The sequence below is a fragment of the Xanthomonas campestris pv. campestris str. ATCC 33913 genome, from assembly GCF_000007145.1.
Classification (GTDB): domain Bacteria; phylum Pseudomonadota; class Gammaproteobacteria; order Xanthomonadales; family Xanthomonadaceae; genus Xanthomonas; species Xanthomonas campestris.
Genome location: NC_003902.1, coordinates 2,258,207 through 2,279,694, shown reverse-complemented (window position 1 = coordinate 2,279,694; position 21,488 = coordinate 2,258,207). Strand labels below are relative to the sequence as shown.

The 21,488-nt window shown below is 64.9% G+C and carries 18 protein-coding genes; all 18 read left to right on the top strand.

Annotated features, from left to right (window positions below):
* The 18 genes from XCC_RS10100 (at position 1) to fliE (ending at position 21,480) form a co-directional block, all read left to right on the top strand.
* A complete protein-coding gene (locus XCC_RS10100) occupies positions 1–1,188 on the top strand; it encodes a flagellar assembly peptidoglycan hydrolase FlgJ (RefSeq protein ID WP_011037109.1) in 1,188 nt (395 codons plus the stop codon).
* Positions 1,189–1,199: 11 nt separating this feature from the next.
* Positions 1,200–3,074 carry a flagellar hook-associated protein FlgK gene (flgK, locus tag XCC_RS10095; RefSeq protein ID WP_011037108.1) on the top strand — a complete coding sequence of 625 codons (1,875 nt, stop codon included), beginning with the start codon at positions 1,200–1,202 and terminating at the stop codon, positions 3,072–3,074.
* Positions 3,074–4,279, top strand: coding sequence for a flagellar hook-associated protein FlgL (flgL, locus tag XCC_RS10090; protein WP_011037107.1), 1,206 nt, complete (start codon positions 3,074–3,076; stop codon positions 4,277–4,279). Before flgK ends, flgL begins: the two co-directional genes overlap by 1 nt.
* Before the next feature lie 318 nt (positions 4,280–4,597).
* Entirely contained in the window at positions 4,598–5,797 is a 1,200-nt protein-coding gene (locus XCC_RS10085) for a flagellin (RefSeq protein ID WP_011037106.1), read from the top strand.
* A 220-nt stretch (positions 5,798–6,017) separates the two neighbouring features.
* On the top strand, positions 6,018–7,346 hold the full coding sequence (gene fliD, locus XCC_RS10080) for a flagellar filament capping protein FliD (RefSeq protein ID WP_011037105.1): 1,329 nt from the start codon (positions 6,018–6,020) through the stop codon (positions 7,344–7,346).
* 147 nt (positions 7,347–7,493) lie between these two features.
* Positions 7,494–7,907 (top strand): flagellar export chaperone FliS, encoded by a 414-nt coding sequence (fliS, locus tag XCC_RS10075; protein ID WP_011037104.1) that lies wholly within the window; start codon positions 7,494–7,496, stop codon positions 7,905–7,907.
* An 8-nt stretch (positions 7,908–7,915) separates the two neighbouring features.
* The gene (locus tag XCC_RS10070; protein WP_016945285.1) at positions 7,916–8,209 is read left to right on the top strand and encodes a hypothetical protein; all 294 of its coding nucleotides are present in this window, start codon (positions 7,916–7,918) and stop codon (positions 8,207–8,209) included.
* Complete coding sequence (locus XCC_RS10065; protein ID WP_012438350.1) at positions 8,209–8,775, top strand: PilZ domain-containing protein; 567 nt, start codon at positions 8,209–8,211, stop codon at positions 8,773–8,775. The genes XCC_RS10070 and XCC_RS10065 overlap by 1 nt, the downstream gene beginning before the upstream one ends.
* Before the next feature lie 69 nt (positions 8,776–8,844).
* Positions 8,845–9,477 carry a response regulator transcription factor gene (locus XCC_RS10060; RefSeq protein ID WP_011037101.1) on the top strand — a complete coding sequence of 211 codons (633 nt, stop codon included), beginning with the start codon at positions 8,845–8,847 and terminating at the stop codon, positions 9,475–9,477.
* A gap of 225 nt (positions 9,478–9,702) precedes the next feature.
* Positions 9,703–11,106 (top strand): RNA polymerase factor sigma-54, encoded by a 1,404-nt coding sequence (gene rpoN, locus XCC_RS10055; RefSeq protein ID WP_011037100.1) that lies wholly within the window; start codon positions 9,703–9,705, stop codon positions 11,104–11,106.
* Positions 11,107–11,114: 8 nt separating this feature from the next.
* Complete coding sequence (locus tag XCC_RS10050; RefSeq protein WP_005997154.1) at positions 11,115–11,498, top strand: response regulator; 384 nt, start codon at positions 11,115–11,117, stop codon at positions 11,496–11,498.
* Positions 11,491–12,981, top strand: coding sequence for a sigma-54 dependent transcriptional regulator (locus XCC_RS10045; RefSeq protein ID WP_011037099.1), 1,491 nt, complete (start codon positions 11,491–11,493; stop codon positions 12,979–12,981). Before XCC_RS10050 ends, XCC_RS10045 begins: the two co-directional genes overlap by 8 nt.
* 228 nt (positions 12,982–13,209) lie before the next feature.
* A complete protein-coding gene (locus tag XCC_RS10040) occupies positions 13,210–14,346 on the top strand; it encodes a DegT/DnrJ/EryC1/StrS family aminotransferase (protein WP_043877902.1) in 1,137 nt (378 codons plus the stop codon).
* Between the two features lie 40 nt (positions 14,347–14,386).
* Positions 14,387–15,379, top strand: coding sequence for an ATP-grasp domain-containing protein (locus XCC_RS10035; RefSeq protein ID WP_225443804.1), 993 nt, complete (start codon positions 14,387–14,389; stop codon positions 15,377–15,379).
* Positions 15,366–16,082: a class I SAM-dependent methyltransferase gene (locus XCC_RS10030; RefSeq protein WP_011037096.1), complete on the top strand. Its 717-nt coding sequence runs from the start codon at positions 15,366–15,368 to the stop codon at positions 16,080–16,082. The genes XCC_RS10035 and XCC_RS10030 overlap by 14 nt, the downstream gene beginning before the upstream one ends.
* Positions 16,083–16,090: 8 nt before the next feature.
* A complete protein-coding gene (locus XCC_RS10025) occupies positions 16,091–17,212 on the top strand; it encodes a class I SAM-dependent methyltransferase (RefSeq protein ID WP_228442177.1) in 1,122 nt (373 codons plus the stop codon).
* A gap of 23 nt (positions 17,213–17,235) precedes the next feature.
* Positions 17,236–20,835 (top strand): glycosyltransferase, encoded by a 3,600-nt coding sequence (locus XCC_RS10020; RefSeq protein WP_043877764.1) that lies wholly within the window; start codon positions 17,236–17,238, stop codon positions 20,833–20,835.
* A 273-nt stretch (positions 20,836–21,108) separates the two neighbouring features.
* Complete coding sequence (fliE, locus tag XCC_RS10015) at positions 21,109–21,480, top strand: flagellar hook-basal body complex protein FliE (protein ID WP_014507679.1); 372 nt, start codon at positions 21,109–21,111, stop codon at positions 21,478–21,480.
* Positions 21,481–21,488 lie beyond the last annotated feature (8 nt).

Sequence of the window (21,488 nt, the reverse complement as noted above, 5' to 3'; positions counted from 1 at the left end):
ATGCGTATCTCTGCATCGCCCATTGATCTCAACCCGAGCACCAAGGCCGATCCTGCAAAGATCGACAAGGTCTCACGTCAGCTCGAAGGCCAGTTCGCGCAGATGCTGGTCAAGAGCATGCGCGATGCGAGCTCCGGCGACCCGATGTTTCCGGGTGAAAACCAGATGTTCCGTGAGATGTACGACCAGCAGATGGCCAAGGCGTTGACCGACGGCAAGGGGCTTGGTCTGTCGGCAATGATCTCCAAGCAGCTGAGCGGCGACACCGGCGGCCCGGCCTTGAACACCTCGCTGAGCACCGCCGATGCCGCCAAGGCCTATGCGCTGGTGGCCGGCAAGCGCGACGCGTCTTTGCCGCTGCCCGCCCGTGACGGCGCGGCAACCAGCGTCGGTGCGAGCCTCGGCGCAGCGGTCGGCACCGCTGCAGGTATCGGCGCAGGCGGCCTCACCGGCATCGGCATGAGCCAGGTGCTGGATCTGATTGCCGGGCGCACCGGCGGCGAAGCAGGCGGCGATGACGCGGCCGCGCTGAGCTGGCCCTCGGCCAACGACCGCTGGAGCGATGTCACCGCCACCGATGCGGCCGACGCCAACGCCGCAGTGAATGCCACCGCCGCTTCCAGCGCCGCCGCCAGCCTGGGCGAGCGCACACCGGAAGGCTTTGTCGCCAAGATCTGGACGCATGCGCAAAAGGCCGCCCGCGAACTTGGCGTGGATCCGCGCGCGCTGGTGGCGCAGGCCGCGCTGGAAACCGGCTGGGGCCGTCGCGGCATCGGCAATGGCGGCGATTCCAACAACCTGTTTGGCATCAAGGCCACCGGCTGGAACGGCGCCAAGGTCACCACCGGCACGCACGAATACGTCAACGGCGTCAAAACCACTGAAACCGCGGATTTCCGCGCCTACGGCTCGGCCGAAGAGAGCTTTGCCGACTACGTGCGCCTGCTGAAAAACAACAGCCGTTACCAGACGGCGCTGCAGGCCGGCACCGACATCAAGGGTTTTGCACGCGGCTTGCAACAGGCCGGGTACGCCACCGATCCGGGCTACGCAGCCAAGATCGCGGCGATCGCCAACGGTCCGACCATCGACCGTGCGGTGGCCGCGATTGGCAACGCGGCGGCCGACCTGTCCAACCGCTATGCCAGTACCGCCGAGCCCGTTGGGCTAGGCACCATTCGTCGCTGAGGTAATCGCCCATGTCCATCATGTCCACCGGGACCAGCGCGCTGATCGCCTTCCAACGGGCGTTGTCGACCGTTAGCCATAACGTCGCCAACATCAATACGGAAGGCTACAGCCGCCAACGTGTGGAATTTGCAACGCGCACGCCCACCGACATGGGCTACGCGTTCGTGGGCAATGGCGCCAAGATCAGCGATGTGGGCCGCGTGGCCGACCAGCTGGCCATCTCGCGGCTGCTGGACAGTGGCGGCGAACTTTCGCGCCTGCAGCAGCTGTCGTCGTTGTCCAACCGCGTGGACAGCCTGTACTCCAATACGGCTACCAACGTGGCCGGGCTGTGGTCCAACTTCTTCGACTCGGCCAGCGCACTGTCGTCCAACGCCTCCTCCACCGCCGAGCGGCAGAGCATGCTCGACAGCGGCAACAGCCTGGCCACGCGCTTCAAGCAGCTCAACGGGCAGATGGACAGCCTGAGCAATGAAGTCAACAGCGGCCTGACTTCGTCGGTGGATGAAGTCAATCGGCTGACGCAGCAGATCGCCAAGATCAACGGCACCATCGGCAACAGCATCGACAACGCCTCGGCCGACCTGCTGGACCAGCGCGATGCGCTGGTGTCCAAGCTGGTTGGCTACACCGGCGGTACCGCGGTGATCCAGGACGGCGGTTTCATGAATGTTTTCACCGCTGGCGGACAGGCGTTGGTGGTGGGGACCACCGCGGCCAAGCTGACCACGGTGGCCGACCCGTATCAGCCGACCAAGCTGCAGGTGGCGATGCAGACCCAGGGGCAGAACGTCAGCCTCAGCCCCAGCTCGCTGGGCGGGCAGATCGGCGGCCTGCTGGAATTTCGCAGCAACGTGCTCGAGCCCACCCAGGCGGAACTTGGCCGGCTGGCCGTGGGCATGGCCAGCAGCTTCAACACCGCGCACAGCCAGGGCATGGACCTGTACGGCGCGCTGGGCGGCAATTTCTTCAACATCGGCTCGCCCACCACCGCCGCCAACCCGAAGAACACCGGCACCGCAGCCCTCACCGCCAGCTTCAGCAATCTGGGCGCGGTGGACGGGCAGAACGTCACCCTGAGCTTCGATGCCGGCAGCTGGAAGGCCACGCGTACCGATACCGGCTCCACCGTGCCGCTGACCGGCACCGGCACCGCTGCCGATCCGCTGGTGGTCAACGGCGTGAGCATGGTGGTCGGTGGTGCGCCGGCCAACGGCGACAAATTCCTGCTGCAACCCACCGCCGGCCTCGCGGGCAGCCTCTCGGTGGCGATCACCGACCCCTCGCGCATTGCCGCGGCCACACCGGTGAAAGCCACTGCGACCATCGCCAACCTGGGCACCGGCAAGATCAGCGACGTCAAGGTCACCAATGCACAGAACCCTGCGCTGCTGACACCGTCGTCGGTGGAGTTCATCGACGCCAACCAGTACACCATCGATGGCACCGGCCCGTTCGCCTACACGCCCGGCCAGACAATCAGCGCCAACGGCTGGAGCTTCGCGCTGGATGGCGCGCCCAAGGCCGGCGACACCTTCGGCGTCGGCCCGATGGGCGCCGGCTCCAGCGACAACGGCAACGCCAAACTGCTGGCCAAGGTGGAAGACGCCAAGGCGCTCAACGGCGGCACGGTCACGCTCAATGGCGCGCTGTCCGGCCTGACCACCTCGGTGGGCTCGGCCGCACGCGCAGCCAACTACGCGGCCGACGCGCAGGAGGTCATCAACGACCAGGCGCAGGCCAGCCGCGATTCCATTTCCGGCGTCAACCTCGACGAGGAAGCCGCCGACATGCTGAAACTGCAGCAGGCCTACCAGGCCGCCGCACAGATGATCTCCACCGCCGACACCATCTTCCAAGCGATCCTGGGCGCCGTACGCTGATGACCAACCGTATCTCCACCAGCATGATGTACAGCCAGTCGGTGTCGGCGATGACGGCCAAGCAGTCGCGACTGAACCAATTGGAAGCCCAGCTCTCCAGTGGGCAGCGCCTGGTCACTGCCAAGGACGATCCGGTCGCCGCAGGCACTGCGGTCGGCCTGGATCGCGCATTGGCGGCGATCACCCGCTTCGGCGAGAACGCCAACAACGTGCAGAACCGGCTCGGCCTGCAGGAAAACGCCCTGGCGCAGGCCGGCGACAAAATGGCGCGCGTCACCGAATTGGCGGTGCAGTCCAATAACTCCTCGCTCAGCCCCGACGACCGTAAAGCGATCGCCTCGGAACTGACCGCCTTGCGCGACAGCATGGTGAGCCTGGCCAACAGCACCGACGGCACCGGCCGCTACCTGTTCGCCGGCACAGCCGATGGCAATGCGCCTTTCATCAAGAGCAACGGCAACGTGCTCTACAACGGCGACCAGACCCAGAGGCAGGTGGAAGTGGCGCCGGACACCTTCGTCAGCGACACCCTGCCCGGCAGCGAAATCTTCATGCGCATCCGCACCGGCGACGGCAGCGTGGATGCGCACGCCAATGCCACCAATACCGGGACCGGCCTGCTGCTGGATTTCAGCCGCGACGCCAGCTCTGGCAGCTGGAACGGTGGCAGCTATAGCGTGCAGTTCACCGCCGCCGACACCTACGAGGTGCGCGACAGCACCAACGCGTTGGTGAGCACCGGTACCTATAAGGATGGCGGAGACATCAACGCCGCCGGGGTGCGCATGCGCATCAGCGGCGCGCCTGCGGTGGGTGACAGTTTCCAGATCGGCGCTTCCGGCACCAAGGACGTGTTCTCCACCATCGACGACATGGTCGCCGCGCTGAATTCCGATACGCAGACGCCGACCCAGAAGGCGGCCATGATCAACACGCTGCAGTCGTCCATGCGCGACATCGCGCAGGCTTCTTCCAAGATGATCGATGCGCGCGCCTCTGGCGGCGCGCAGTTGTCGGCGATCGACAACGCCAATTCCTTGCTCGAATCCAACGAAGTCACGCTCAAGACCACCTTGTCGTCGATCCGCGATCTGGACTACGCCTCGGCCATTGGGCAGTACGAACTTGAGCGCGCCTCCTTGCAGGCAGCGCAAACGATCTTTCAGCAGATGCAGTCGTCTTCGCTGTTCAATCTGATCCGCTGATTGCGCGCAAAAACCCGTGGTTTCCTGCCCCTTCGCACCAAGCAATGTGCGAAGGCAACGGAGTTTATCGCGGGTGCATTTATACCAACGCTAAAGATCTGGCAGTTGCTGCCGAATAAACCGAACCCCTTGATACACAACGCTACGCGCGTTGCGCCTTCAAGCAAGAAATAGAAAAAAAATACTGAAATGCGCTAAAGGTTCCCAGAGCATCGCCGTTATTCATCTCAGCAGCGGCAACGGCCAACTTGATGGCCCCCCTGCGGAGGCTCCAGGCAAGCCCCCTTGCCGGAAAAATCGCTTAGAGGAGATATCAAAATGGCACAGGTAATCAACACCAACGTAATGTCGCTGAACGCTCAGCGTAACCTCAACACCAACAGTTCGAGCATGGCGCTGAGCATTCAGCAGCTGTCCTCGGGCAAGCGCATCACCAGCGCCTCGGTCGATGCCGCGGGCCTGGCGATTTCAGAGCGCTTCACCACGCAGATCCGCGGCCTGGACGTTGCCTCGCGCAACGCCAACGACGGTATCTCACTGGCCCAGACCGCCGAAGGCGCGATGGTCGAAATCGGCAACAACCTGCAGCGTATCCGTGAGCTGTCGGTGCAGTCAGCCAACGCCACCAACTCGGCCACCGACCGTGAAGCACTGAACTCCGAAGTCAAGCAGCTCACCTCGGAAATCGATCGCGTCGCCAACCAGACCAGCTTCAACGGCACCAAGCTGTTGAACGGCGACTTCTCCGGCGCGCTGTTCCAGGTGGGTGCCGACGCTGGCCAGACCATCGGCATCAACAGCATCGTCGACGCCAATGTCGATTCGTTAGGCAAGGCCAACTTCGCAGCATCGGTGTCCGGCGCTGGCGTCACCGGCGCGGCCACCGCGTCGGGTTCGCTCAGCGGTATCACTCTGGCCTTCAAGGATGCCTCCGGCGCTGCAAAAAGCGTTGCCGTCGCCGATATCAAGATCGCTTCCGGCGATACTGCGGCAGACATCAACAAGAAAGTTGCCTCGGCGATCAACGATAAGCTGGATCAGACCGGCATGTATGCCTCGATCGACACCAGCGGCAACGTGAAGCTCGAGTCGCTGAAGGCTGGCCAGGACTTCACCTCGCTGTCCGGCGGCACCTCCGGCGCCGCGGGCATCACCGCCGGTGCAGGCATCCAGACCGCCTCGGCCGCTTCCGGCTCCACCGCTTCCACCCTCAGCAGCCTGGATATCTCCACATTCTCGGGCGCCCAGAAAGCCTTGGAAATCGTCGACAAGGCATTGACATCGGTCAACTCCTCGCGCGCCGACATGGGTGCGGTGCAGAACCGCTTCACCTCCACCATCGCCAATCTGGCCGCCACTTCGGAGAACCTGACGGCCTCGCGCAGCCGGATCGCCGATACCGACTACGCAAAGACCACCGCCGAGCTGACCCGTACGCAGATCCTGCAGCAGGCGGGTACCGCGATGCTGGCCCAGGCCAAGTCGGTTCCGCAGAACGTGCTGAGCCTGCTGCAGTAATCGGCAGCGTCACAGCAACGCTAGAGCCCCTCTCCGGAGGGGCTTTTTTGTGGGCGCGGGTTTCTTGACGCCAAACAACCGACGCGCCAGGCATGGAAGTTGCATGTCTCTTCGGGTCAATCAGACCCGTCGACGCCGCTCAAGTCCTCCCGGATGCGGCCGATACCCGTCTCGTAATCCCATGCATCCGCTTTCCGGATGCCCAGACGAGGAATGCAACATGGCATCGGTGATCAGTACGTCCAGCTCCGGGCTGGATATCCCCACCGTGGTGTCCACCCTGGTGTCCCGTCAGAAGGATCCGGAGCAGGCACGCATCAACAAGGCCGGCACCGCCGCCACCACGCAGCTGTCGGCGATCAGCCAGATCAAGAGCAGCATGACCACGCTCAAGTCTGCGCTGGACAAGGTGGTCAGCAGTGCCGACACCAATGCCTACAAGGCCAGCGTCCCGACCGATGCCGGCTTTACCGCCACCACCACCAGCTCGGCGGCGCCGGGTAACTACTCGGTGGAAGTGGTGTCGCTGGCCAGCGCCCAGAAACTGGCCTCCGGCGCATTCACCGCCGATGCCACTGTTGGCAGCGGCACGCTCACCATTGGCTACGGCGACAAAAGCATCACCGTGGACATCAGCGGCACCGACAAGCTCGCCGACATTGCCGCAGCCATCAACAAGGCGGCCGGCGGCAAGGGCGTCACTGCCAGCGTGGTCACCGCCAACGATGGCCAGCATCTGGTGTTCAACGCCGTCGACACCGGCACCAAGGGCGCACTGACCGTCAGTGCCAGCGACCCCAGCCTGAGCGCGCTTACCTTTGGCGCCGGCGTCACTGGCGGGCTGACCCAGCAGGTGGCCGCCGCCGACGCGCTGGTGCGCGTGGACGGCTTCGAGCGCACCTCCAGTTCCAATACCGTCACCGACATCGTGCCGGGCGTGGTGCTCAACCTGACCAAGGCCGCCGAAGGCACCAAGGTCACCCTGGGCGTCACTGCCGACACCAGCGGGCTGAAGGGCAACCTCACCGCATTTGCGGCGGCCTACAACACCGCCAACACCTTGCTCAAGAACAGCAGCAGCTACAACGCCGAAACCCGCACCGCCTCGGCGCTGACCGGCGACTCGCTGGTGCGCGGCCTGCAGCAGCAGTTGCGCGGCCAGGTCAGCGGCAGCATCAGCGAGCTCAAGGCGCTGGGCCTGACCATCGACAAGGATGGCGTGATGAGCTTCGATGGCGGCAAGTTCGACACCGCCATCGCCGCCGATGGTGGCGCGGCCGCCGAGGCGTTGGGCAAGGACAGCAAGTTCGGCAGCGGGCTGACCAAGCTGCTGGACGCCAACGTCAACGTCAACAACGGCACCCTGACCCTGCGTTCGGACAGCTTGAACAAGCAGATCAAGGGCTTCGAGGCCGACCTGGACAACCTCGATGCGCGCATGGAAAAGCTCACCGACCGCTACACCGCGCAGTTCACCGCGATGGAAACCATGATCAGCAAGATGCAGGGCGCCACCGGTTCGCTCAGCAGCCTGCTCGCGATCAAATGATGTGATGCACGTCCTCAAGTCACGCCTTGGTCTTGCCGATAAAAGAAGTACCTATCGTGATATCGGCCTTGCCTTCTGGCAGGAGCGTTGTCGCAGGAGCTCCCAGCTCCGGGACCAGCGAAGGCCAGCCAATTGAGGGAGTCATCCATGTACGGTTCCAATCGTCAGTACGCCGAGCAATACCGCAAGGTCGGCGTGTCCACCAGCGTGACCGAAGCCGATCCGCACAAGTTGGTGTCGCTGCTGTTTGCCGGTGCCTGCCAACGCATTCGTCTGGCCCAGGCATGCCTGGCGCAGGGCGACCAGGCGCGCAAGGGCAAGGCCATTGGCGAAGCCTGCGCAATCGTCGGCCATCTCAACGGCTCGCTCGATCACGAAGCCGGCGGTGAGATCGCTGGTAACCTGTCGGCCCTGTACGACTACGTGATCCAGCGCCTGACCGCGGCCAATCTGCACAACGACGAGACCGCGTTGACCGAAGCGCTGGATCTGCTCAGCGAAATCGACTCGGCGTGGAACTCCATCCCCCTCGATCAACGCGGCATCGCTGCCGCCTCGTGAGTCCTCCCATGCATAGTGTGCAAAGCCTTCAAGACGAAGTGTCCGAGATCCGCATCGCGATGTCGCGCGAGGAGTTCGAGGTGATGCCGCACATGCTCGATGTCCACGACCTGCACGTGCAGGAATACTGCAAGCATGCCGATGTGGCGCAGGACCGCGATGCGGTGCAAGCGCTGCAGGCCATGCAGCAGGAGCTGGTGCGGATGATGCGCGAGCGCCAGCGCAAGTTGCTGGAGCTGATCCGCGCGCAGCGCACCTCGGCCACAGCCAGCCGCGCCTACGCACGCGTCGGACGCATCTGATGTCCACGCTCGGCACGCTCGCACCGGCGGCCGATACCGAGCTGTTCGCCGACACGCTCAGCTGCGAGCTGCGCCTGCCGGCCGGCTTCCACGTCACGGCCGACCCCGGCTCGCACGCCACTGCCGAAACCCTATTGCGCAGCCTCGGCCAGGTCGAAGACCTGCGCAGCGAAGACAGCAGCGAGGAGCGCGGCGAGCTGCCGCTGCTGGTGCAGCGCATGGACGCCAAACTCGACCTCATCCTGGCCCTGATCGGCCGCCTGGTCCGCCAGAGCGACACCCGCCTGGCGCTGGGCACGGTGCATTGGTCGGTGCGCGGCATCCGGCTGGCCAGCCCGCACGCGCACCCGCCCGGCACAACTGGCAGCGTTCTGCTGCAGCCGTCGGACTGGCTTCCTGAATTGTTACAACTGCCTGCCGACGTCCTGGCGAGCGCAAGCGATGGTCAACAGCACTGGCTGTGGTTACGCTTTGCCCCACTGGGGACCGGTCTGCAGGACGCCCTGGAACGTCATCTGTTTCGTTTGCATCGCCGTCAGATCGCCGACGCCCGTCGCCAGCGCTGAACCGATGGTTGGCGCTCAGGCGCCGCGTCGGCTAAGGTGCCCTTTACAAAAAAAGGTCTCTTCTCCGCCGTGCGAGTCATCATCGTCGACGATCACACCCTTGTTCGCGCTGGCCTGTCGAGGCTGCTGCAGACCTTTTCCGGCATCGATGTGGTCGGCGAAGCGAGCAATGCGCAACAAGCCCTGGACATGACCTCCCTGCACCGGCCAGACCTGGTGCTGATGGACCTGTCCCTGCCCGGCCGCAGCGGGCTGGATGCCATGACCGATGTGCTGCGGGCCGCGCCGCGCACCCATGTGGTGATGATGTCCATGCACGACGACCCGGTGCACGTGCGCGATGCGCTCGATCGCGGCGCAGTCGGTTTCGTGGTCAAGGACGCCGCCCCACTGGAACTGGAGCTGGCCTTGCGCGCCGCCGCCGCCGGGCAGGTGTTCCTGAGCCCGCAGATCTCTTCGAAGATGATCGCCCCGATGCTGGGCCGCGAAAAACCGGTCGGCATCGCCGCGCTGTCACCGCGCCAGCGCGAGATCCTGCGCGAGATCGGCCGCGGCCAGAGCAACAAGGAAATCGCCGCCGACCTCGGCATCAGCGTCAAGACCGTGGAAACCCACCGTGCCCGCATGATGGAATCGCTGGGGTGCCGCCGCGCCAATGATCTGGTGCTGCTGGCCGCCAAGCATCACAACGAGCTGGTCTAGCCGATCCAGCCGGGCAGCGCCGCGCAACGCGGCCGCTGCCACAAAACAGTGACGGAATTCCGGCGGGCACGCTTGAGCTCGCACTAGCTGTAGGGGAATTCCCCACTAGGTGTCAGGAAAATCATGAGCCACCTCACCTGACTCCCTGATTCGAAACCCGTCGCTGTGTCCTGCAAGATGCATTCCATCGCCGCACGCTTGCGGCGCCTTCCGGAAAGCGCCTCCATGAAGACGACCATCTCTGCCCAGCTGGGCCAACAACTGCACCTCACCCCGCAGCTGTTGCAGTCGATCCGTCTGTTGCAACTGGACGGCATGCAGCTGGAACTGGAGATCCGTCGCGCCCTGGAAACCAATCCATTACTGGAATTGGAAGAGCTGGCCGACAGCAGCGACGAGGCTCCCAGCGCCGAGGATGGCGCCACCGACATGGCCGCCTTCGACGAGTTGCCCGAAAGCACCATGTGGGAGGTGCAGAGCAGCAGCTGGAATGGCGAAGACGACGACCGCATGCAGCGCGTGGCCGCCGGCGAATCCACCGACCCGCATGTGCGCATCCTGCGCGAGTTGGCGCTGGACCTGGACGAAACCGACCTCGGCACCGCCGCGTTCTGGCTGGAACAGACCGACGACGCCGGCTACCTGACCGAAGCCCTGCCCACCCTGCAACAACTGGCCGCTACCCGCTTGGGCATCAGCGTGGATGCCGCCGAGGCAATCCGCCAGCGGCTGTTGCACGGCGACCCGGCCGGGCTGGCGGCCTGCGATCTGCGCGAATGCCTGCAGGCGCAGCTGGCCGCCCTGCCCGGCCGCGTGCCTGCGCGCCACCTGGCTGGCCGCATCCTGGCCGGCGACCTGGACCTGCTGGCCGGCCACGACTACGCCCTGCTGGCACGCGCCCACGATGCCGATGTGGACGATGTGCGCGAAGCCGTGCGGCTGATCCTGTCGCTGCAGCCGCGGCCTGGCGATGACCTGTTGCAGGAAACCAATGCCAGCGTGATCCCGGACGTGCTGGCCTGGCACGCCGATGGCAGCTGGCGGGTGGCGCTGAATCCGGCCACCACCCACCGGGTGAGCATCAATCCGGTGCACGAACGCGCCCTGGCCGAAGCCGGCGACGCCGCCCAGCCGCTGCGCGACATGCTGCAGGAAGCCCGCTGGCTGACCCGCGGCCTGTCGATGCGCTACGAGACCCTGCTGCGCGCCACCCGTGCCATCGTCGAGCGCCAGGCTGCCTTCCTGGCCCGCGGCGAAGAAGCCATGGCGCCGCTGACGCTCAAGGAGATCGCCGACGAGATCGGCATGCACGAGTCGACGATCTCCCGTATTACCACGGGCAAATACATCCAGACCCCGCGCGGCACCTTCGAACTGAAGCATTTCTTCGCCGTGCGGCTGGAAGGCGCCAGCGTCTCCGGCCAGGCCGTCAAGGCCATGGTGCGCCGCCTGATTGAAAGCGAACCGGCCGGACGCCCGCTGGCCGACGAAGCCATCGCCGGGCTGTTGTCGCGCCAGGGCGTTAATATTGCGCGACGGACCGTGGCCAAGTACCGCGAACAACTCGATATCGCCCCGGCTCGCGAGCGCCGCCGCACCACCAAACCGCTGCTTGCCCGGGCGGGATAAGGACTACTATGAGCAAACTCACCGTGCTGCTGGTCGACGACCACGAGGGCTTCATCAACGCTGCGATGCGTCATTTTCGCAAAGTGGAGTGGCTCAATATCGTGGGCAGTGCCGCCAATGGACTGGAAGCGATCGAGCGCTCTGAGTCGCTGCGCCCCAATGTCGTGCTGATGGACCTGGCCATGCCCGAGATGGGAGGCCTGCAGGCCACCCGTCTGATCAAGACGCAGGACGATCCGCCGTATATTGTCATCGCGAGCCACTTCGACGATGCAGAGCATCGTGAACACGCTCTTCGCGCGGGTGCTGACAATTTTGTCAGCAAGCTGTCCTATATCCAGGAAGTCATGCCAATCCTGGAGGGCCTGACGGAAGGAGCCAGGAATGAGTGAGTCCCGCATTCTGTTAATCGACAGCGATGCCGTGCGCGCCGAGCGCACGGTGTCGTTGCTCGAGTTCATGGACTTCAACCCACGCTGGGTCACCGACGGCGCCGACATCAATCCTGGCCGCCACCGCCACGATGAGTGGATGGCGGTGATGGTGGGCTCGGCGCAGGACGCTGCGCAGGCCGACAAGTTCTTCGACTGGCTGGCCGATGCCAAGCTGCCGCCGCCGGTGCTGCTGATGGAAGGCAGCCCGTCGGCGTTTGCACAGGCGCACGGCCTGCATGAGGCCAACGTGTGGGCGCTGGATACCCCCCTGCGGCATGCGCAGCTGGAGGCGCTGCTGCGCCGTGCCAGCCTCAAACGCCTGGACGCCGAACACCAGGCCGGCGTGCAGCAAGACACCGGCCCGACCGGCAACAGCGAGGCGGTCACCCGCCTGCGCCGCCTGATCGACCAGGTGGCCGCGTTCGACACCACCGTTTTGGTGCTGGGCGAATCCGGCACCGGCAAGGAAGTGGTGGCGCGCGCCATCCACCAGCATTCGCCGCGCCGTGATGGGCCGTTCGTGGCCATCAACTGCGGCGCGATTCCGCCGGACCTGCTGGAAAGCGAATTGTTCGGTCACGAAAAAGGCGCCTTCACCGGCGCGCTGACCACCCGCAAGGGCCGCTTCGAAATGGCCGAAGGCGGCACGCTGCTGCTGGACGAAATCGGCGACATGAGCCTGCCGATGCAGGTCAAGCTGCTGCGTGTGCTGCAGGAGCGCAGCTTCGAGCGCGTGGGCGGCGGGCAGACCATCCGCTGCAACGTGCGCGTGATCGCCGCGACCCACCGTAATCTGGAAACCCGCATCAGCGACGGCCAGTTCCGCGAGGACCTGTTCTATCGCCTTAACGTGTTCCCGATCGAGATGCCGGCCTTGCGCGAACGCGTGGACGACCTGGCGATCCTGGTGCAGACCATTGCCGGGCAGCTGGCCCGCACCGGCCGCGGCGAAGTGCGCTTTGCCGACGAGGCCTTGCAGGCGCTGCGCAGCTACGACTGGCCGGGCAATGTGCGCGAACTGACCAACCTGGTGGAGCGCCTGGCGGTGCTGCATCCCGGTGGGCTGGTGCGGGTGCAGGACCTGCCGGCGCGTTATCGCGGTGATTTCGCTTCGTCGATCCCGGTGGAACTGCCGCCGGAGCCGGCGCTGGTCGCGCCACATGGCGAGGTTGCCGCCTTGCCGAGCAACGTGGTCACCCTGCAGCCGGCCACCGCGCACGCCGATGCCGAACCGTTGACAGCCTCCAGCCTGCCCGACGATGGCATCGACCTGCGCGGCCATATGGCCAACATCGAGCTGGCCTTGATCAACGAGGCACTGGAACGCACCCAAGGCGTGGTCGCCCACGCCGCGCAACTGCTCGGCCTGCGCCGCACCACCTTGGTGGAGAAGCTGCGCAAGTACGGCATCGACCGCGAGCAGACCGAGCTGGCAAACTAGAGCCAGGCAGCCGCTTGGCAGCTCTCTGCGTCAACACCACGGCTTTAACGAAGTTTAGGCACGCCACTTGCAGGATTGCACAGCCGGCTCCTGCCGGCTCAGCCGGAGACAGCCGTGTATCGAGCGCTCGACCATCGCCCCGTATCGCACGAGCCTGCGGCCGCCGGCTCGCACTACACGGAGGCGTCGTCTCCGGTAGCCGGGACCAACGGGGAAGGGCCAGCCACGCTGTCACCGCCGGCCTGCGACCCGCAGGCCGGCCGGGATCCGATCTTCGTCACCCAGCCCTATCTTCCGCCGCTGCATGAGTTCCTGCCTTATCTGGAAGGCATCTGGGAGCGCAAGGTGCTCACCAACAACGGTCCCTGTCATCAGGAACTGGAACGTTGCCTGGGCGATTACCTGGGGCTGAAGCACGTCTCCCTGTTTGCGAACGGTACCCTAGCGCTGATGACCGGGCTGCAGGCGCTAGACCTTGCCGGCGAGGTCATCACGACGCCCTACAGCTTCGTCGCGACATCGCACTCCCTGCTGTGGAACCGGCTACAGCCGGTATTTGTAGATATCGATCCTGAGACGCTGAATCTGCACCCGGACCGGATCGAGGCAGCGATCACCTCGCGCACCACCGCGATCCTGCCGATGCACTGCTATGGCAATCCCTGCGACGTGGCGGCGATCAAGGCCATTGCCGATTGTCATGGGCTGAAGGTGATCTACGACGCGGCGCATGCCTTCGGAGTGACCGACTCCGGCGGCAGCATCCTGCGTCACGGCGACCTATCGGTGCTGAGCTTTCATGCCACCAAGGTCTTCAACACGTTCGAGGGTGGCGCCATAGTCAGCCCGGACGCAGAGACCAAGCAGCGCATCGACCATCTCAAGAACTTCGGCTTCGTCGACGAGACCACGGTGGTGGAACCAGGCATCAACGGCAAGATGTCGGAGATCAACGCCGCCTTCGGCCTGCTCCAGCTCAAGCACATCGACGAGGTACTGGCCGAGCGTCGCCGCATCGCGGCTTTTTACAGGCAGCACCTGACGCAGGTGTGCGGCATTACCTGCCTGACCAGCAGTGCCAAACGCCACAATGCATCCTATTTCCCCATCTTTGTCGAGGCCGGCTACCCGCTCGATCGCGATGCGCTGTACGCACTGTTCAAGCGCAAGAATATCCATACACGTCGCTACTTTTACCCGCCGATCACCAGCTTTCCAATGTATAGCGCGTTGCAATCGGCCTGCCCGGCCGGGCTCCCAAATACCTACAGCGCCGCAGACCGGGTGATCTGCCTGCCGATCTATCCTGGCCTTCCTGACGAGGTGGTCCAGACGGTGGTGGACACGATCGCCAATGCGTCCTGAGTCCATCAGACGCGGCATTTTGGTGACGTCAATCGGCTCGATGTCGGGTGTCAGCGTGCTGAGCGCGCTTCGTGCCTGCAGTGACGCCCGGATCGTCGGTAGCGACATCCATCCGCGCAACTGGGTGGCGGCCTCGACCATGGTTGACGATTTCGTTGCCCTGCCGCCCGGCCAGGCCGCCGATGACTACGCCGATGCGCTACTGGGGGTCTGTTTGCGCGAGCAGATCGGCCTGGTCATGCCGCTAACCGACCCGGAGGTGGATGTGCTGGCCGCGCACAAAGCGCGCTTTGCCAATCACGGCGTGACCATCTGCACCTCCGACGCGGATGCGATCGCGCTGGCGCGCGACAAACTTGCGCTGCACGCGCGTTTTTCCGGCGATCCCCGGGTGGCGGCGATTCCTTCCTTTCCGCTCTGTCAGGTGGCCGACCTGCCCGCGTTCCCACTGCTGGTCAAACCGCGTCGCGGGCGCAGCAGCCAGGGCCAGCGCATCCTGCACGACGCCGAGGATCTTGCGTCCGCGCACCGGCACCTGGACCCAGACGACTACTTGCTGCAGCCCTACCGCCCGGGCGCAGTGTTCGTCGCCGACGTGGTACGCGAGCGTGTCAGCGGTGCAGGGCAGTGTCTGTGCCGTGAGGAACTACTGCGTACTGCCAACGGTGCTGGTACCACCGTGCGCGTTGCCGTCGCCCCGGACCTGGAAGCACAGGCCCTGCATGTCGCCGCCACGCTCGATCTGCATGGCTGCACAAACATCGAGTTCCTGCGCCTTGATGACCGCTACCTGCTGATGGATGTAAACCCACGCTTCTCCGCAGGCGTGGGCTTCTCGGTGCTTGCCGGTTACGACATGCCCGCCGCCCACCTGGCCTGCTTCACCGGCAGCCCGCTGCCACCGATGCCACAGATGACGCAGGCGCGCGTGTTCACCCGGAGCGCGCACATCGTCGAACTATCCGCCGAGCGCATGCCGGTCTCATCCTCTGTCCATGCCCTTTCCCGAGCGTCATCGCATGCCACTGATTAACTTGAATCCGACCTCCAGTGCCGACGAATGGGACCGCAAGTGGACCCAGATCTTCGACCGCTATCAGCACGATCGTCGCCATGCTCACTATATCCACGCCCTGCTGGAACGCGATGAGCACAGCGTGCTGGAGCTTGCTGCCGGCAGCTTCCGCGATATGGCTTCACTGCGGTCGATGGGCGTGAACTGCTCCGGCATGGATTTCTCCATGGAGTCCGTGCAACGGGCAAAGCAAGCGTTTCCGCAATTCGCCACGCACATCGCCCGCATGAGCGCCTTCGAGATGGCCTTACCCGACCGCGCGGTCGATGTCACCTACCACAACGGCTTCTGGGTGCTGTTTTCCGATGACCAGATCCAGACCCTGGCCAGGGAACAGGCCCGGGTCACCGCCCATCGCATGATCGCCACCGTGCATAACCGGCACAACGCCCGGTTCCTCGCCTACTTCGACACCATGAAGCGTACCGATCCTCTCTACGACATCCGGTTCTTCAGCGTTGCGGAGATCACCGCGCACATGCGTGAGGTCTGCGACGAGGTGGTCGTGATCCCGGTCGGCAAGTACAAGCGCCGCCACGAGGATGCCCTGATCCGTTGGGGACTGACCCAGCCTTGGCTGTTACGTGCCTATCTCAAGGCCTCCGGCCACCGCTTGCTGGACACCAGCGAGCGGCTGCTGTGCATCGGCTGCGTCCGATGAACGCCCCGGTGGCGCGCACGCCGGCCCCAGGCGTACCGACCGTGTTGGTTTTTCCGGTCAACCTGGACGCATCGGCAGCCTGGATCGCGGTCGCCCGCTCGCTGGGCCAGCGTGTGCTCGGTGCCAGTTCCGAGCCCACCGAGGATCGCCTGTTCGGCGTGGAAGCGGTTCTGCCCCTGCCCTACATCACAGACCCGGCGTTCGTACCTGCCCTGCGGTGTCTTGTCGCCGCGCATGGTGTTACTGACGTGTTCAGCGCGCACCAGGGCGTCTGGGCCTATCTGGACCATTTACTGGCGAAGGACTGGGGCACGGGGCAGCCTTTAAGGCTGTGCACGCCCAGTCCGCATGAGACAGAGCGCGCTGCATTTGCCCGCAGCCGGCAGTGGGCCGAAGCGGCGATCGAAGATCCGTCTCCCTGGCAGCTACCCGATGCCCCGGCGCCGGCGGCCGCGCTGACGGTGCACGAGGCGGCTGGCCTGCACCGCCAATTTTTGCGCACACCCGGACAGTGCGACGAGACGAAGCTGCTTGCGCTTTGCGCGCTGGCGCGGATTGCGCCCCCCGGTGACGTCGTGGAGATCGGCTGTCTGTATGGAAGATCAGCGCTGGCGCTTGGTAGCCTGGCACACCGCTACGCGCTTGGCTCTACCATCTGCGTGGATGCCTGGGGCTTTGCGCAGGCACGCGACCAGGGCGACGCCGCCGCGATCCTGAACGGAAACGATGTGGTGGTGGATTTTGCGCAGATCTTCGACAATTTCCTGGCGGCTGCTTCGCAAATCCCTGGCATGGGCTGCATCCGCCTGCCCTCGCAGGCAGCCATCTCGGTCTACCGCCAAGCCGCAGCCAGCGGCTCGCTGGACAGCGGGCCGCTGCGACCGGTCGCAGTGCGGGGAACCATCGCAGTGCTGCATATCGACGGCAACCACGCCCATGCCGAGGTCGTCGCCGACATCGCCACCTGGCTGCCGTGGATGCGCCCCGGCGGTTGGCTACTGCTGGACGACTACGTCTGGGCATTCGGCGACGGCCCATGCCGCGCTGGCGATGCCCTGCTCGTCGGTGGCGGATTCGACTGCGCCTTCGTCACCGCCGGCACCCTCTTTCTCCGCAAGTGCGTTGCCTGAGCGCCCGACCTTTGACGATCCCGATGCCCACTTCATTTGCTGCCACCGCCACTGCGCCGCGGGTCACCGTGGCGGTTCCCGCATACAGAGCGACTTTCCTGAAAACCGCCCTGGACAGCGTGCTCGCGCAGGACATGCACGACCTGGAACTGCTGATCTGCGATGACTGTCCGACCGATGCCGTCGCCGAGGTCGTGAAAAATTTCCTGGACTCGGAACACGGTGCGCAGATTCGCTATCTGCGCAACCCGCAGCCGCTGCTGGAAGTGGGCAACTTCGGCCGATGCATCGCACAGGCACGTGGCACCTACCTCAAATTCCTCTGCGATGACGACGTGCTGCTGCCCGGTTGCCTAACCGCAATGGCCGACGTGCTCGACCGGCACCCGGAAGTAGCACTGGTCTCATCGCGCCGCCAACTGATTGATGAGCGCGGCGCTCTGCTGCCGGAATCGGGCGCAAACGCAATTCCGTTCGAGGGCGATGTCTGTGTGCACGGCCAGGAGCTGGTCTCCTTTCTGGCAGAGCGCACCTTGAACTTTATCGGCGAACCCAGCACGGTGATGTTCCGCACCGCGCAGATGCGCCCCCATGCCGATGCGCCGTTCTCGCTGCAGGGGCGGCGTATCCAGTGGCTGGGCGACCTCACCATGTACGTCAATTTGCTGCGCAAGGGCCACCTGGCCATGTTGCAAAGTCCATTGTCGTGCTTCCGCATTTCCGCCGGACAGGTCAGCAATGCCGCGCGTCTGAAGCCCGACATCGGCCGTGCCGGTTTCACCGCGTTCCGCACAGCTATTGGCGAACTGGGCTGGCAGCGCGCCGTGGACAACCACCAGGTCGGGGTCAGGACGCTGGAGGGCGCGCAGCCCTTCGTTGCGCTGGATCTGGGCGTGCGCGTGGATCGCATGCTTCGCGGTCTGCCGCCGGTTCTGCCGAGCAGTGGCGAGATCCTGCGCAATTGGCTGGATCAGCGCGTGCCCGACAACGCCCAGCACCGGCTGATCGAGGCGCGCTTTCAGGCCGCCGGCGGCGGCCCCCTGATCTGCATCGTGTTGCTGGATCGTCATGGCGACGCAGAGGCGATCGACGCCACCGTCCAGAGCCTGATCGCGCAGGCCTGCCAGTATTCTCGGATACAGCTGCGTATCCTAAGCCCACTGGCCGTGGTCACGCCGCAAACAGCGCCGTTCTCGATCCAGCTGCACCGCCACGAGGGCTCACTGGCGCAACTCGAGGCAATCAATGCGCTGTCCGCCACCGAGTCAGCCGACTGGCTACTGCCGGTCAAGGCTGGCGCCACCTTCACCGCCTCGGGCCTGCTCACCGTCGCGCTGGATCTGCTCGGCGACGACAGCCTGCGCGCGGTCTATGCCGATGAAATGATCCGTGCCGAAGACGGCGAACTGTCGGCGCTGCTGCGTCCGGACTTCAACCTGGATCTGCTGCTGTCGATGCCGGCCAGCATGGTCCGTAACTGGCTCTACAGGCGCGAGATCTTCGTTGCAGCCGGCGGACTGGACCCGGCGTTGACCGACGCGGCGGAACTGGATCTGCTGCTGCGCCTGATCGACGCCGGTGGCCTTGACGGTCTGGGCCACGTCCACGAACCGCTGCTGGTGAGTCCCACTTCGCGCGTCTGGTCGCACCCGTCCGAGCAGCAGGCCTTGCTGCGTCACCTGCACCACCGCAGCTACGCACAGGCAAAGATCCACAGCCACCTGCCCGGCTGCTATCGCATCGAGTACGGGCATGCGCACACGCCGGGGGTGTCGATCATCGTCCCCACCAAGAACCAGCTCGGCATGCTGCAGCGCTGCGTGGAGACGCTGCTCGAAAAGACCGCCTATTCCAACTACGAGCTACTGATCGTCGACAACGGCAGCACCGACGCCGACGCATGTCAGTGGCTGGATGGCATCGAAGCAATGGACAGCCCGCAATTGCGCGTGCTGCGCTACCCGCATCCGTTCAACTATGCAGCCATGAACAACCTGGCGGCGCAGCATGCCAGGGGCGAGTATCTGGTCCTGCTGAACAACGACACCGCGATCCTGCAGGAGAACTGGCTGGATGCGCTGCTCAACCACGCGCAACGGCCGGAGGTGGGCGTGGTTGGCGCAAAGCTGCTGTATCCCAACGGCACCGTCCAGCACGCCGGCGTGGTGCTGGGCTTGCGTGGACCCGCCGAGCATCCCTTCAACGGCCAGGCGCTGGATGCACCCGGTTACATGTACCGGCTGCAGGTGGATCAGAACTACAGTGCGGTCACAGGTGCATGCATGATGGTACGCGCCAGCCTCTACGCCGAAGTCGGTGGCCTGGACGAGGATGTTTTCAAGGTTTCCTACAACGATGTGGATCTGTGCCTGAAGATCCGTCAGGCCGGTTATCTGGTGGTCTGGACACCACATGCTGTGCTGCTGCATGAGGGCAGCGTCAGCCAGACACAGGTGGATACCGCCCCGCAGCTGGCCAAGGTGCAGCGCTTCGAGGCCGAACAAGAGGCCATGTACCGCAAATGGCTCCCCTGGATCGCAAACGACCCGGCATACAACCGCAATCTGAACCTGAATGGCGACGCCTTCCAGGTGGAAGATAACAACAGTCTGACCTGGCGCCCGTTGCGTTGGCGTCCGCTACCCACCGTGCTGGCGATGACTGCAGACCAGACTGGCTGCGGCAACTACCGCATCATCCAGCCCGTGCACGCCATGCAGGCGGCCGGACTGGCCGACGCGATCTGGTCGCTGCGCTACCTGTCGCCCGTGGAGATGCAGCGCCTCCAGCCCGAGACATTGGTGCTGCAACGGCAGATGTTTGATTACAACCTGGAGCCGCAGCAACGTGGCACCCGCTTCAGCAACTGCTTCAAGGTGGCGGAACTGGACGACTACCTGCCCAACGTGCCGCGCAAGAGCCTGCATCGTGATGCCATTCCCAACGACATCATGCGCAGCATGCGCAGATCGTTGGCGATGGTGGACCGCTTCGTCGTCTCGACACCGGCGCTGGCGGAGGCATTGCACGGCCTGCACCGCGACACCCGGGTCGTGGAGAACCGCCTGCCGCTACCGTGGTGGCGGGACCGGCAAGGCCAGCGCCGCCAGGGCAAGCGCCCGCGCGTTGGCTGGGGCGGCGGCGGCGGCCACCAGGGTGACCTGGAAATGATCGAGGAAGTGATCAAGGCGCTGGCCACAGAGGTGGAGTGGGTGTTCTTCGGCATGTGCCCGGAAAGCCTGCAGCCTTACGTCCACGAGTTCCACCCCGGCGTGCCTATCGATCTCTACCCCGCAAAGCTGGCCGGACTGAACCTTGACCTGGCGCTGGCGCCGCTGGAAGACAACCTGTTCAATCAGTGCAAGAGCAACCTGCGCCTGCTGGAGTACGGTGCCTGCGGCTTCCCGGTGGTATGCAGCGACGTGCGCCCCTACCAGGGTTCGCTCCCTGTGACCCGCGTGCGCCCGCGTTACCGGGACTGGGTTGAGGCAATCCGCATGCATACCCACGATCTGGACGCTGCCGCTGCCGCCGGCGATGCACTGCGTGCGGCAGTACACCGCGACTGGATGCTGGACCAGGACCACGCTGCGCATTGGCTGACGCAGTGGTTGCCCGACTGAATCGGCATGAAGCTGGCGGCCGGGCGCCGGCCGCATCTGCATGGCCGGCCGGCGCATCGCCTGCCGGTCTTGAGGTCTGAATCGGACGTGCGCGGTGGCCACGGCCATCCGAGCTGTCTCTCCGGCGCTACTGATTGCCACCGCTTGCAACCGCTTGCAACCGCTTGAGCGGATCACGCAAGCCCCCTCATCGCCGCCCCTGCGCCAGAAACCCGCCGCGGTTTCGGCACGCCGCTTGCATTGGTGTGGATGCCTCCCTGGCTGACCGCACCCATGAGCGACTCCGTTACCTCAATTCTTTCGCAGATCCGCAGCTACCAGACACAGATGGGCCAAGGCCCGATGGGTCAGGTGGCCGATGCTGCGCGCGGAAATCAGATCCAGGGACTGGCTGGCGCGCAAGGCACGCCGGCCACGCAGGCACCGAGCTTCAGCGAGACCTTGCGCGGCGCCATCGGCGGCGTGAACGAGGCCCAGCAGAAGTCCGGCGCGCTGGCCAAGGCGTTCGAAATGGGTGACCCCAGTGCCGATCTGGCACGGGTGATGGTCGCCTCCCAGCAGTCCCAGGTGGCCTTCCGCGCCACCGTGGAAGTCCGCAACCGTCTCGTCCAGGCTTATCAGGACGTCATGAACATGCCGCTGTAAAGGTTGAC